12 protein-coding genes are annotated in these 13,059 nt (G+C 62.0%); 7 read left to right on the top strand and 5 right to left on the bottom strand.

Going from position 1 to position 13,059, the window contains the following annotated elements; all coding sequences use genetic code 11:
* Window positions 1-99: 99 nt before the first annotated feature.
* Complete coding sequence (locus AB5Y53_RS07805) at window positions 100-726, top strand: SCO family protein (protein ID WP_045522510.1); 627 nt, start codon at window positions 100-102, stop codon at window positions 724-726.
* Between the two features lie 14 nt (window positions 727-740).
* Window positions 741-2,111 (top strand): MATE family efflux transporter, encoded by a 1,371-nt coding sequence (locus AB5Y53_RS07800; protein ID WP_368181553.1) that lies wholly within the window; start codon window positions 741-743, stop codon window positions 2,109-2,111.
* A 31-nt stretch (window positions 2,112-2,142) separates the two neighbouring features.
* Here AB5Y53_RS07800 and trmL read toward each other — a convergent pair whose 3' ends face one another.
* The 3 genes from trmL to AB5Y53_RS07785 all read right to left on the bottom strand — a co-directional run bounded on the left by trmL (window position 2,143) and on the right by AB5Y53_RS07785 (window position 4,722).
* Window positions 2,143-2,607: a tRNA (uridine(34)/cytosine(34)/5-carboxymethylaminomethyluridine(34)-2'-O)-methyltransferase TrmL gene (trmL, locus tag AB5Y53_RS07795; RefSeq protein WP_039041146.1), complete on the bottom strand. Its 465-nt coding sequence runs from the start codon at window positions 2,605-2,607 to the stop codon at window positions 2,143-2,145.
* A gap of 70 nt (window positions 2,608-2,677) precedes the next feature.
* On the bottom strand, window positions 2,678-4,033 hold the full coding sequence (locus AB5Y53_RS07790) for an ATP-binding protein (RefSeq protein ID WP_368181552.1): 1,356 nt from the start codon (window positions 4,031-4,033) through the stop codon (window positions 2,678-2,680).
* Entirely contained in the window at window positions 4,030-4,722 is a 693-nt protein-coding gene (locus tag AB5Y53_RS07785) for a response regulator (RefSeq protein WP_069651467.1), read from the bottom strand. Before AB5Y53_RS07785 ends, AB5Y53_RS07790 begins: the two co-directional genes overlap by 4 nt.
* Before the next feature lie 87 nt (window positions 4,723-4,809).
* Between AB5Y53_RS07785 and AB5Y53_RS07780 the strand changes: the two genes are divergently transcribed.
* From AB5Y53_RS07780 to AB5Y53_RS07765, 4 genes are all read left to right on the top strand, one after another.
* On the top strand, window positions 4,810-5,721 hold the full coding sequence (locus tag AB5Y53_RS07780) for a cation diffusion facilitator family transporter (RefSeq protein WP_043155671.1): 912 nt from the start codon (window positions 4,810-4,812) through the stop codon (window positions 5,719-5,721).
* An 8-nt stretch (window positions 5,722-5,729) separates the two neighbouring features.
* Entirely contained in the window at window positions 5,730-6,509 is a 780-nt protein-coding gene (gene cysE / locus AB5Y53_RS07775) for a serine O-acetyltransferase (RefSeq protein ID WP_010672452.1), read from the top strand.
* A 21-nt stretch (window positions 6,510-6,530) separates the two neighbouring features.
* On the top strand, window positions 6,531-7,811 hold the full coding sequence (locus tag AB5Y53_RS07770; protein WP_201970291.1) for a hypothetical protein: 1,281 nt from the start codon (window positions 6,531-6,533) through the stop codon (window positions 7,809-7,811).
* Window positions 7,812-8,032: 221 nt separating this feature from the next.
* Entirely contained in the window at window positions 8,033-8,242 is a 210-nt protein-coding gene (locus AB5Y53_RS07765; RefSeq protein WP_010672454.1) for a cell division protein ZapB, read from the top strand.
* Between the two features lie 72 nt (window positions 8,243-8,314).
* Here AB5Y53_RS07765 and elbB read toward each other — a convergent pair whose 3' ends face one another.
* A complete protein-coding gene (gene elbB, locus AB5Y53_RS07760) occupies window positions 8,315-8,965 on the bottom strand; it encodes an isoprenoid biosynthesis glyoxalase ElbB (RefSeq protein ID WP_124244667.1) in 651 nt (216 codons plus the stop codon).
* A 401-nt stretch (window positions 8,966-9,366) separates the two neighbouring features.
* Between elbB and polA the strand changes: the two genes are divergently transcribed.
* Entirely contained in the window at window positions 9,367-12,120 is a 2,754-nt protein-coding gene (gene polA, locus AB5Y53_RS07755; protein WP_368181550.1) for a DNA polymerase I, read from the top strand.
* Window positions 12,121-12,199: 79 nt separating this feature from the next.
* Here the strand turns inward: polA and AB5Y53_RS07750 are convergent, their stop codons facing one another.
* Window positions 12,200-12,739, bottom strand: a complete 540-nt coding sequence (locus tag AB5Y53_RS07750; RefSeq protein WP_053288965.1) for a gamma carbonic anhydrase family protein — start codon at window positions 12,737-12,739, stop codon at window positions 12,200-12,202.
* Window positions 12,740-13,059 lie beyond the last annotated feature (320 nt).

The following is a 13,059-nucleotide window of genomic DNA, read 5'->3' as shown; positions in this document are numbered from 1 at the left end:
CGGGATGCAAGACTAGCCAGCGGCGGGGGCAGGCGGGTTACAATGACCCCTACCGGTTTTGCCCCTAGGGCTTATAACATAAGCAAGGCTTTGTTTTATATGGTTAAACCACGCTTTTACCTGCTGCTGTTGCTGTTCATCGGCGCCATTGCGGCGGCTTATTACTGGAGTCAGCCCGCGGTGCCGGAACAGGCCGATTACTACCCGGCGGGGCGAGACATCAACCCGTTTACCCTCACGGATGCGGATGCACAGCCCTTTACCCCTGCCAACCTGACGGGACACTGGAGCTTTCTGTTCATCGGCTACACCTACTGCCCGGATGTCTGTCCGACCACGCTGGCGGATCTGCGCAGCGTCTATCCGGCGTTGAAGAAGATAGCCCCCACTAGCCAGGTGGTATTCATCTCGGCGGATCCCCAGCGGGATGACAGCGCCCGCCTGAAAAGCTATACCGCCTTCTTCGAGCCCGAGTTCAAGGCGGCGACAGCACCTCACAGTGCCCTCTTTCCTCTGGTCCGCAATCTGGGGCTGGTCTATTCCATCGTGGAAGGGGATCGCAAGGATTACCTGATAGACCACTCCGCCTCCATCGTGCTGATCAACCCCGAGGGGAAGCTGGTGGCCACCTTCCGACCCAAAGTGGCACCGGGTGAGGTGCCCCACGTGGACATGCAGGCCATGGTGGCCGACTTCGCGCGCATCGTGCGGCTGGCTGGCGAGTGAGCCCGGCGCGCACCATGCTGATTCCCGCCTGGCTGAAGGATCCTCGCCGCCACAGGGCCGTCTTCGCCCTGGCCCTGCCCATGGTGTTCTCCAACGTCACCACGCCCTTGCTGGGGCTGGTGGACACCTGGGTGATCGGTCATCTTGGCCAGGCCTGGTTTCTCGGCGGCGTCTCGGTCGGTGCGACCTTCATCAATCTGCTGTTCTGGTTGCTTGGCTTCCTGCGCATGTCCACCACAGGGCTGGCCGCCCAGGCTCAGGGTGCAGCCCATGCCGAAGGGCAGCTCGACACCCTGGCGCGGGCCCTGGGCTTGGCGATCGGACTGGGCATGGCGCTGTTGTTCCTGTTGTTGCCGTTCCTGCCTGCCATCATCGCCCTCGGTGGCGGCTCTTCCGAGGTACAGACCTATGCCGGTCAATATGTGTCGGTGCGGGTCTGGAGCGCCCCGGCGGCCTTGTGCAATCTGGTCATCATGGGGTGGTTGCTGGGCATGCAGGATGCACGCAGTCCCATGCTGCTGCTGATCCTGGGCAATCTCGTCAACATGGTGCTGGATGCCTGGTTCGTGCTGGGATTGGGCTGGCAGGTGAAAGGGGTGGCCGCGGCTTCCCTGCTGGCGGATTACAGCACGCTCGGGGTGGGGTTCTGGCTGGTGAGCAGGCATCTGCGCCGACTTGATCCCGGGGTGTGGCACAACGCCTTGCAGCGCTGGCGCCAGTGGCCGGCCCTGCTGCGGCTGCTCGCCCTGAACCGGGATATTTTCATCCGCTCCCTCTGCCTGCAACTCTGCTTTGTGTTCATGACTCTGCAGGGGGCCAGGCTGGGGGATGTGGCGGTAGCCGCCAATGCGGTGCTGCTCAATTTCCTGATGCTGATTTCCTACGGGCTGGATGGATTTGCCTATGCGGTGGAAGCCATGGTAGGGCGCGCCATCGGGCGGCGTGATCGGCCGCTGCTGCGAGAGGCCATCGTTCTCAATCTGGGCTGGGCGCTGCTGATCGCCCTGGCATTCACCCTCTCGTTTGCCCTGGGGGGCCACTGGCTCATCCGCCACATTACCGACATACCGGCGGTGATCGCCGAGGCGCAACGTCAGCTCCCCTGGCTGGTGGCCATGCCGCTGCTGGCGGTCTGGTGCTTCCTGCTGGACGGGGTCTTTATCGGCGCCACCCGGGCCCGGGAGATGCGCAACAGCATGCTGGTGGCGGTGTTTGCCGGCTTCTTTCCCATCTGGTGGCTCTGCCAGGGATGGGGTGTGGCGGCCCTGTGGGCCGCCATGAGCGCCCTGATGGCAGGTCGTGGCCTGACGCTGGGCTGGCTCTGCTGGCGACTGGAGCGGGATGGACGGCTGCTGGCGGGGCAGGGGAAGGCGCAGTCAGTCTGAATCCTGGCCGCCTTGCCAATATCGTCAGCGGTCAGAGCGAGCCTGAATAGTCGAACTGCCGCCAGCTCTCGTAGACGAACACCGCGACGGCGTTGGCCAGATTCATGCTGCGGCTCTGGGGCAGCATGGGAATGCGCAGCCGCTGCTCGAATGGCAGGCTCTCGATGATCTCCATGGGCAGGCCTCGGCTCTCGGGCCCGAACAGCAGGGCGTCACCGGGGGCAAACCGGGCCGCCGAGTGGGCGGTGCGTCCCTTGGTGGTGCAGGCAAAGACCCGTTGGGGGGCGACGGCCGCCAGAAACGCCTCATAGTCAGGCCAGCGCTTGACGTCGGCAAACTCGTGATAGTCGAGCCCGGCCCGCTTGACCCGCTTGTCATCCCACTCGAACCCCAGGGGCTCTATCAGGTGCAACCGGTAGCCGGTATTGGCGCAGAGGCGAATGATGTTGCCGGTGTTGGGGGGGATTTCCGGTTGGTAGAGCACGATATCGAGCATGGAAGGATCCTGGGCTGGTGCGAAACGGGCGCCAGCATACCCAGCACCCGTGTCGATGAAAAGGGGGAGGTCAGGGCATGGGCAGACGGATGGTGATGACCAGTCCGGTCGGCTGATTGCTGCTGGCCCGGATGGTCCCCCCATGACGTTGGATCGCCTCGGCGGCGATGGCAAGGCCGAGACCAGTGCCCCCGGTCTTGGCGTTGCGGGCATCGTCCACCCGAAAGAAGGGCAGGAACAACCGGGGCTGCTGCTCCACCGGCACGCCAGGGCCGTCATCCCGTATGGTCATCACCCACTCCCGTCCCTCCCGGTACCAGTCCACCTTGATGAACTCGCGGGCATACTTGAGGGCGTTGCGCAGGGGATTTTCCAGGGCGCGGGCCAGCAGCTCCGGCCACATGGTGAGGGATTCGGCGGGCAAGGAAGGGAGCCTGAGCTGTTTGCCGTTCTGGTTTGCCTCGAACATGGCATCGTCCAGGATGGGCTCCAGCAGCTCCGCCAGGGGCAGCGTCACCGGCGCTTCCACATGTTGCTGCACCCGCGACAGATCCAGCAGATCCCCTATCAGCTTGTCGAGCCGGGCTATCTCCCCTTCGATGCGCGCCAGCTCGGCGCTGTCCCCCTGCTTGCGGCGGATCAGCGCCTGTGCGAGCTGGATGCGGGTCAGGGGGCTGCGCAGCTCGTGGGATATGTCGGAGAGCAGCTGCTTCTGCTTCTGGATCATGTCCTTGAGGGTATCGACCATGCGACTGACATGTTCGGCCAGCTGGCCTATCTCGTCGCGCCGCCCCAGGTTGGGGATCTGTATTTCCAGGTTGCCCTGGGCGAGTTGGGAGACCGACTGCTGCAACTGCAGTATGGGGCGGGTCAGACGCCAGGCGAGCAACAGACAGAGCGGGGTGCTGACCAGCATGGCGATGCCCAGGATCTGGATGGGGTGATCCAGGATCTGGATGAACAGGAACAGGTAGGAGTTTTCGACGTTCAGACCGAAATAGACGTGATAGGTCTGGCCGTGATGGACCATCTGGAAGGGGCCGGCGATGGCGCGCTGGTGTTCGCTGCCCAGCATGGGCTTGGCCGGGTTGTCCGAGTCGAGCATGAAACGGATCACGAACTTGCTCAGCCGGGTGCTGGACTGCATCTGCCCCTTGGCATCGCGTAGATAGATGTTGTCCACCGGCAAGAGGCCCGCGGCATCGATGGCCTTGGCCAGATCGAAATCCTGCTCGGGAGCCGCGCCCCGTTGCAGCGCCGCCAGGTTGTTGTTGAGACGAGTGACCTCGTGGGCCGGCAGCGGGATGATATTGCGGGGGTCCAGGGTGGGGAGGATCACCACCGCAGCCACGACCAGCAGCAGGATGAACCAGAACCAGAGGAAGATCTGGGTGGACAGGCCGTTGAAGGTGCGGGCCGATTTCATGCCTGCTCCAGCCACAAGTAGCCTCGTCCCCGCACCGTCTTGAAGCGGGGCTGGCCGTCAGCCCGCTCCGGCAGCTTCTTGCGCAGGTTGCTCAGGTGCATGTCGATGGCCCGATCGAAAGGTTCGAGCTTCTTGCCCAGCACCTGCTCGGAGAGCAGGCCCTTGCTGACGATCTGGCCCGGATTGCGCAGCAGGCACTCCAGCAGGCCGAACTCGGTGGCAGTGAGCTCCAGCAACTGATCGTCGCAGCGAGCCTGTTGCAGGCCGGGCTGCAGCACCAGATCCATGAATCTCAGCTCGTCCGGGGCTCCGCGCTGGGGAGCCTGGCTCTGGGTCCGACGCAGGATGGCGCGCACCCGGGCCAGCAGCTCCCTGTCGTCGAACGGCTTGGCGAGATAGTCGTCGGCACCGGCCTCCAGCCCGTTGACCCGATCCTGGCTGTCGCCACGGGCGGTCAGCATCAACACCGGGGTGTCGTGGGTCTTGCGCAGCCGGGTCAGCATCGCGAAACCGTTGAGTCTGGGCATCATGACGTCCAGCAGCACCAGGTCGAAAGCCTGTTCTGCCAGTCGCTGCAATCCCTCTTCCCCATCCTCGGCGACGGTGACCTCAAACCCCTCCAGGGTCAGGATTTCGGTGAGCAGCTGGGTCAGTTCGAGATCGTCGTCGACCAGGAGTATTTTGTTCATCTGGGAGTCACTCTGTTGATTTTGCACGCCAAACTGACGTCCGGGTCAGGGTATAATAAGTTTTTACGCGTCGGAGGAAAGCCGGTTTTGAGCCACCAACACTATTCCCGCTGGGTCACCCTGGCCAGCATGGCCGCTGTGACCACCGCCACCCTGCTCATCCTGGGCAAACTGATCGCCTGGCTGATGACGGATTCATCCAGCCTGCTGGCATCCCTGACCGATTCCTTCATGGACATCAGCGCCTCTCTCATCAATCTGCTGGCCATCCGTTATGCGCTGGCCCCTGCCGACGAAGAGCATCGTTTCGGCCACGGCAAGGCGGAGTCCCTGGCGGGTCTGGTGCAGTCGGCCTTCATCTCGGGGTCCGCCCTGCTGCTGGTGATGCACGGCATCTCGTCGATGCTGAATCAGGTGCCCGTGGTGCGCCTGGAGGCGGGGATCTGGGTCAGTGTCGGCTCCATCGTGCTGACCCTGCTGCTGGTGAGCTTCCAGGGCTTTGTCATCCGCAAGACCAACAGTGTGGCCATCAAGGCCGACATGCTGCACTACCGTTCCGACCTGCTGCTCAATGGCGGCGTGCTGGTGGCACTGGTGTTGGCGGGGCAGGGGTGGTACTGGGCCGACGGCCTGTTTGCCATTCTGATCGGTCTGTTCCTGGTGTGGGGGGCTGTCCATATCGGCTACGAATCGGTGCAGGCCCTGCTCGATCGTCAGTTGCCAGAGGAGGAACAAGCGAGAATAATGGCCCTCTGCTGCGCCGTAGAGGGGGTGCATGGCGTACATGACCTGCGTACCCGCCAATCCGGGCCGACCCGTTTCGTGCAGTTGCATCTGGAACTCGATGATCAACTGCCTCTGGTCAGGGCCCATCAGATAGCCGACGAGGCTGAACTGGCCGTCCGCCAGGCCTTCGAGCGGATGGATGTGATCATTCACATGGACCCCATCTCGGTGCTGACAAAAGAACGACAAAGCACTCACCCTGAACAACAGTAGGCTGCAACATGGATGATCTGGTTGCCAGAACCTGGCAAAAAATTCAGCAGGAAGCGCAGAGCATGGCGGCCCAGGAGCCCATGCTGGCCAGCTTCTTTCATTCCACCATTCTCAATCACCGGGATTTGCGCTCGGCGCTGAGCTTCCAGCTTGCCAACAAGCTCGACAGCACCACTATGCCTGCCATCGCCTTGCGGGAAGTGATCGAGCTGGCCCTGCGCAGCGAGCCCGAGCTGCTGGCCGCAGTGGCCGCCGACATCTGCGCGGTGCAGGATCGCGACCCGGCGGTCGACCTCTTCTCCACCCCGCTGCTCTACCTCAAGGGATTCCATGCTCTTCAGGGGTATCGGGTGGCCAACTGGCTGTGGCGTCAGGGACGCCGTGCCCTGGCGCTCTATCTGCAAAACCAGATCTCCGTGGTGTTCGGCGTGGATGTACACCCGGCCGCCCGCATCGGCAAGGGCATCATGTTTGACCATGCCACCGGTATCGTGGTCGGGGAAACCGCCGTCATCGAGAACGACGTCTCCATCCTTCAGAGTGTGACTCTGGGGGGGACCGGCAAGGAGAGTGGCGATCGTCACCCCAAAATCCGGGAAGGGGTGATGATAGGGGCGGGGGCCAAGGTGCTCGGCAACATCGAGGTGGGCGTCGGTGCCAAGATCGGTGCCGGCAGCGTGGTGATCAACCCGGTGCCGCCTCACACCACGGTCGCTGGCGTGCCCGCCAGGATTGTGGGCCGCCCCGAGTGCGACAAACCTTCCCTGGACATGGATCAGTGCCTCTGATCCCCTGACCGAGGCCGTTGTATGGTCAAGCGCTGGTCAGGCTTTCTGATCCTGGGGATGTGGCTGCTCAACCTGCTGCACCTTTATCTGGACTTCTCCCCCTGGCCCGCCGCCATCGCGGCCTGGGCCGCCTCCCTGCTCACCTGGCCCTGGCTGGTGGGAGCTGCACGGCGCCAGGCGCTGGCCCTCTACGGCGCGGCGCTCCTGCTGCTGCTCTTTTCCTGGTGGCGAGGGGCCAGCCTCAGCCCAGGTGACTGGCTCTTGCCGAACATCAACATGCTGACCATGTTTGCCGCAGTGAGCACCCTCAATCTGGCTACCTCCGGCCTCTTGACCGGCACCGCCTCCTGGTCCGGTCGCAAGGGGCTGTGGAGCACCATGGCCAGCCTCAATCTGCTGGGGGCCGTCATCAATCTTTCGGTGCTCTTCATCATCGGCGATCGGCTGGAGCGCAACGGGACGCTGGAGCGGCGTCAGGTCATGGTGCTGAGCCGGATCTTCTGTGCGGCTGCGTTTTGGTCCCCCTTCTTCGTCGCCATGGCGGTGGCCCTCACCTATGCACCGGGTCTGCAACTGGGCAGCATACTGCCTTTTGGCATACTGGCGGCCTTGCTGGCCATGGGGCTGACGGCCTGGCAGGTAGAGCGGCTTGGCGTGGAGACCTTTGAAGGTTATCCGCTGCGGCTCCAGACCCTGGGGCTACCGGTGACCCTGGCACTGCTGGTGCTGGTGATCCACCGTGTCTGGCCCGGACTCAGCATTCTGGCGGTGATCGCCCTGGTGGCGCCCTTGCTGGCCTTGCTGTTCATGCCGCAAGCGGGGCGAGGGGCTGCTCTCAAGCGCCAGGTGGTGGAGCGCTTCCCAGCCATCGGTGGCCAGCTGGTGCTGTTTCTGGGGGCCGGCCTGCTGGCGGCTGGCATCAACAGCGCGCTGTCAGTACTGGACTTTGGCAGTGGCCACGGCCTGCCGCTGTTCAACCACTTCGGCTGGCTGGAAGCCTGTCTGACCCTGCTGCTGATCTTCCTGGTGGCCATAGTGGGTGTGCATCCTCTCATCAGCATCTCGGGGGTGGCGCCGCTGCTCTGGCCGCTGGCACCGGATCCCAGCCTGCTTGGCATGTGCTTCCTCATGGGGTGGGGGCTGGCGACCGGGACGAGCCCGCTCTCCGGCTCCAATCTGGCACTGGCGTCCCGCTACAACCTGAGCGCCGGGCTGCTGCTGCGCTGGAACCTGCTCTACGGCCTGTTGATGTACGCCGTGGCCTGTCTGATGATGGGGGGCTTCATCGCCTTGCATGGCTGATGGCGGCATCGGCAGGAGGGCGGGTTGTGCCACGGCGGACGCCCGGGATCGAGGTTCCTGCTGCCTGCGAGAAAAACCGACGCATATTTAAGCAATACCGGGCCGCAGGGCGCATTTTGCAACGTGCTGGCTTGTTTGTGCCGAGCGCATCAGGGTATGCTGGCTCCACGCGCTTGAATCGCCCTCTGTGGGGCATCGCAATTGAACATACAGGTATGCATATGTCACTAGAAGTCCTTGAGCAACTCGAATCCAAAGTACAATCCGCCGTCGACAACATCTCCTTGCTGAAGATGGAGCTGGACGAGCTGAAAGAGCAGAACAGCAAGCTGCAAGACGAAAACCACCAACTGCGCAACGAGCACGTTGCCTGGCAAGAGCGTCTGCGTGCCCTGCTGGGCAAGATGGACCAGATGGGCGATGCCATCTGATCCCGTCTAGACTGACCGGAATGAAAGCGGGCCGCTCCTTGAGCGGCCCGCTTGTTTTGGTCTGCCGGGCAATCAGAGTGCCAGCAGCTGTTTGACGGTCTTCTCGATGCCGTCCGCCGCCTCCACAATATTGTTGGCCAGCATGTAGGCAGGAGTGGAGATGACCTTGCGCTCCTGATCCACCACGAATTCGCTCACCGGGCAGTCGAGATGACTGCCACCCATGGCTTCGATGGCGTTGGCGGCGCCCTCGTCGTTGCCAATGGTGGCCAGGGTGCCTGCCCCATAGATGAGCGGGATCATGGCCGGTGCGATGCAGATGTAGGCGGCCGGTTTGCCGGCTCTGGCAAAGCTCTGGCAAGCCTTCAGCACATCCGGCTGGATGCGGCACTCTGCGCCCTTGATGGCGAAGTCACACAGGTTCTTGGCGGCGCCGAAGCCGCCCGGCACCAGCAGGGCGTCGAAGTCGGCTGCATCCAGTTCAGCCGCATCCCTGATCTGGCCGCGACAGATGCGGGCCGCCTCGACCAGCACGTTGCGGCTCTCTCCCTCGCTGACCTCGCCGGTCAGGTGATTGATGACATGAAGCTGAGGGACATTGGGGGCGAAGCATTGAACGGATGCTCCCTGACGGGCCAGCGCCAGCAGGCTGATGACGGCCTCATGGATTTCGGCGCCGTCAAACACGCCACAACCACTCAAGATCACGGCCACTTTTTTCATGACAGACTCCTCGTTGTTGAAAATGTGAGCCAGGGTAGATTGTTGTACTTTTGTATGGTTATCGTTCGACCTCCGCTGGTCAAGTCATCTCCCTGTGCTAGGATTGTTTCGTTTTGGATCCTGCCTCAGCACCCCTCTTGAATTTTTTTCCACATTGATCGAGATCATGATGCGTGCGTCATGTTGAGTTTTCATGATCTCAAAATATTGTTTTAAAAGATATTTTTTGTTTTAATCCACAGCTTTGTCACGGCCGTGATGCAATGGTGCCATTTTTGAGCACAGAGTTATCCACAGCAATATGCCCCACCGGTGCGCCGGGGTGATGGTGGGAGTCCCCTTGGTGTGGTGCGGGCCCTGTGGCATCCTAGCGGCTGTTTATTCTTGGCAGGACGATTTTCATGGCCTCTAGCAATCCTCTTATTCTGGTCGACGGATCTTCATATCTTTACCGCGCCTTCTTTGCCTCGCAGCAGGCCGATCTGCGCACCTCGACCGGCTTGCCTAGCGGCGCCGTCCGTGTCATGGCCAACATGATGCGCAGCCTTCGCAAGCAGTACCCCGACTGCCACGTGGCCGTGGTGTTCGACGCCAAGGGCAAGACCTTCCGCGACGACATCTATCCCGAATACAAGGCAACACGCGCCAGCATGCCGGACGATCTGCGCAGCCAGGTCGCCCCTATCCACCAGATGATCAAGGCAATGGGTTTCCCCTTCCTGATGGTCGAAGGGGTGGAGGCTGACGACGTGATCGGCACCCTGGCCCGTCAGGCGACCGAGAAACAGTTGCCTGTGCTCATCAGCACCGGCGACAAGGACATGGCGCAGCTGGTCTCCGACCATGTCACCCTGATCGACACCATGAAGGATGTGAAGACCGATCGGGAAGGGGTGATCGAGAAGTTCGGCGTACCGCCCGAGCTTATCATCGATTACCTGGCGCTGATGGGGGACAAGGTGGACAACATTCCCGGCATGACAGGTGTCGGCGAGAAGACCGCACTGGCTCTGTTGCAGGGGATAGGCAGCATTGACGAGATCGCCGCCAACCTCGACAAGGTGGCGGCGCTCGGCTTCCGTGGCTCCAAGGCGTTCGCCGACAAGTTCCGCGAGCAGGAAGAGCAGGTGCGCCTTTCCTATGTGCTGGCCACCATCAAGACCGACGTGGCGCTGGAACAGAGCCTGGAAGAGTTGCAGCTTGGCCCCATCGACAAAGAGGCTCTGCTGGCGGTCTATCGCGAGTATGAGCTGCGCAACCTGATCAAAGAGCTGGAGTCCGGTGGCGCTGAGGAGAGCGAAGCCGAAAGTGATGAGGAAGGCGCCGCCCCGGCAGCCGCCATCGAAACCGACTATCGCTGCATCCTGGATGAGGCCGAATTCGACGAGTGGCTGGCACGGTTGCAGGCGGCGCCGCTGTTTGCCTTCGACACCGAGACCACCAGTCTCGACTATATGGAAGCGCGCGTCGTGGGCGTCTCCTTTGCCATCGAGCCGGGCAAGGCGGCCTACGTGCCTTTCGGCCACGACTATCTGGGGGCGCCTGTCCAGCTGACCGAGGCCGTGGTACTCGGCAAGCTCAAGCCGCTGCTGGAAGATCCGGCCCGTCTCAAGGTGGGGCAGAACCTCAAGTACGATCGCAACGTGCTGCTCAACCACGGTATCGAGCTGCAGGGTATCGCCTACGACACCATGCTCGAGTCCTATGTGCTCAACTCTACCGCCAGCCGCCACGATATGGATTCCCTGGCCCGCAGGTATCTGAACGTCGAGACCATCTCGTTCGAGGACATTGCTGGCAAGGGGGTCAAGCAGCTCACCTTCAACCAGATCGAACTGGAGCAGGCGGCTCCTTACGCGGCGGAAGATGCCGACATCACCCTGCGTCTGCATCAGGCACTGTGGGGCAAGCTCTCTGCCGAGCCGGGCCTTGCCAAGGTGTTCAGCGAGATCGAACTGCCGCTGCTGCCGGTGCTGGCGCGGATGGAGCGACTCGGTACCACCATCGAGCCCAAGCTGCTGCATCAGCAGAGCCAGGAGATCGAAGTGCGTCTGGCAGAGCTGGAGAAGCAGGCCCATGAGCTGGCCGGGCAGGAGTTCAACCTCTCCTCGCCCAAGCAGCTTGGGGAGATCCTCTTCACCAAGCTGGGGCTGCCGATCATCAAAAAGACCCCCAAGGGAGCACCATCCACTGCGGAAGAGGTGCTGGCCGAGCTGGCGGAGACCTATGATCTGCCGCGTCTGCTGATGGAGCACCGTGGCCTGGCCAAGCTCAAGTCCACCTACACCGACAAGCTGCCGCTGATGATCAAGCCGCAGACCGGGCGGGTGCACACCTCCTATCACCAGGCGGTGGCGGCGACCGGTCGACTCTCGTCAACCGACCCCAACCTGCAGAACATTCCGGTGCGCAACGAACAGGGGCGCCGCATTCGGCAGGCCTTCATTCCGTGCGCCGGTTACAAGCTGGTGGCGGCGGATTACTCCCAGATCGAGCTGCGCATCATGGCCCACCTCTCCGGTGACAAGGGGCTGCTGACCGCCTTTGCCGAGGGCAAGGACATCCACAAGGCGACCGCCGCCGAGGTATTCGGCGTCGCGCTCGATGCGGTGACCAGCGACATGCGTCGCAGCGCCAAGGCGATCAACTTCGGTCTCATCTACGGCATGAGCGCCTTCGGTCTGGCCAAGCAGCTGGGGATCGGTCGCGCCGAAGCGCAGAAGTACATGGATCTCTACTTCGAACGCTACCCGGGTGTGCTGGAGTACATGGAGCGTACCCGCCAGCAGGCGGACGCCCAGGGCTATGTCGAAACCCTGTTTGGCCGCCGCCTCTATCTGCCGGATATCAAGTCGCGCAACGCAGGTCTGCGCAAGGCGGCCGAACGGGCCGCCATCAACGCACCCATGCAGGGTACGGCCGCCGACATCATCAAGCGCGCCATGATCAACGTGGATGGCTGGATCCGCGGAATTGAAGACCAGTCGATCCGCATGCTGATGCAGGTGCACGATGAACTGGTGTTCGAGATCCGCGAAGAGAAGCTGGAGGAGTACATCGCCATCATCAAGGAGAAGATGTCAGCCGCAGCCGAGCTGCATGTGCCGCTGGTGGTGGAGGCAGGTACCGGCGACAACTGGGATCAGGCCCACTGATCCTGACCACAGTGATTGGCTAGCTATATAAGCAGAGAAGCCCGGCATGATGCCGGGCTTCCTGTTTGTGGCTGCAGGGTCAGGCCTCTTGCAGGTATTCATCCTTGAGCAGCACATAGTTGTCGGCCGAGGTCTTCAGGAAGGCGATCTCGGCCGGCTTGAGAGGGCGGGCCTGCTTGACGGGATTGCCCATATAAAGAAAGCCGGCCTCGAGCCGCTTGCCTGGTGGCACCAGGCTGCCCGCCCCGATCATCACATCGTCTTCAACGATCACCCCATCCAGCAGGATGGCACCCATGCCGACCAGCACCCGGTCGCCTATGGTGCAACCGTGCAGCATGGCTTTATGACCGACCGTGACATCCTCACCTATCAGCAGCGGATAGCCGCCGGGGTTGCTGGCACTCTTGCGGGTCAGGTGCAGCACTGTGCCGTCCTGGATATTGCTGCGGGCACCGATGCGGATATGGTTGACGTCCCCTCTGGCGGCCACCATGGGCCAGATGCTGGCATCGTCACCCAGCTGGATATCCCCCACCAGGGTGGCGCAGGGATCCACATATACCCGTTTGCCCAGTTGCGGGCGTTTTCCCTTGTAAGGTCTCAGTCGCAAGTCCATCTTGGCCTCCTTGTTTTCGGCCATTCTAGCAAGACGACACCGGTTTCTGTGGATAAGTTTGTATAAAAGCTGTGTTTGGATATGAATAACTAAAAAAGTGCCGATTTTTACAATTTTATTGCAGGGGAGGGGTTGCCAGAACGAATTCGCTCCCTATAATGCGCCTCCATCGACAGGGCAAGCGGCAACGCAAACAAGCCGGTCGGTAGCCTCGAAAAGCCTTTTCAAATAAGGCTTGACTCGAGAAGGCGGTTGAGTAGAATGCCACTCCCGCAGCAGCCAAAAGCTGCGTCGCTCTTTAACAATTTGAATCAAGCAAT

It is taken from the genome of Aeromonas sp. R7-5 (assembly GCF_040908015.1).
GTDB classification, from domain to species: Bacteria; Pseudomonadota; Gammaproteobacteria; order Enterobacterales; family Aeromonadaceae; genus Aeromonas; species Aeromonas caviae.
This window is presented reverse-complemented; position numbering and strand designations above follow the sequence as displayed.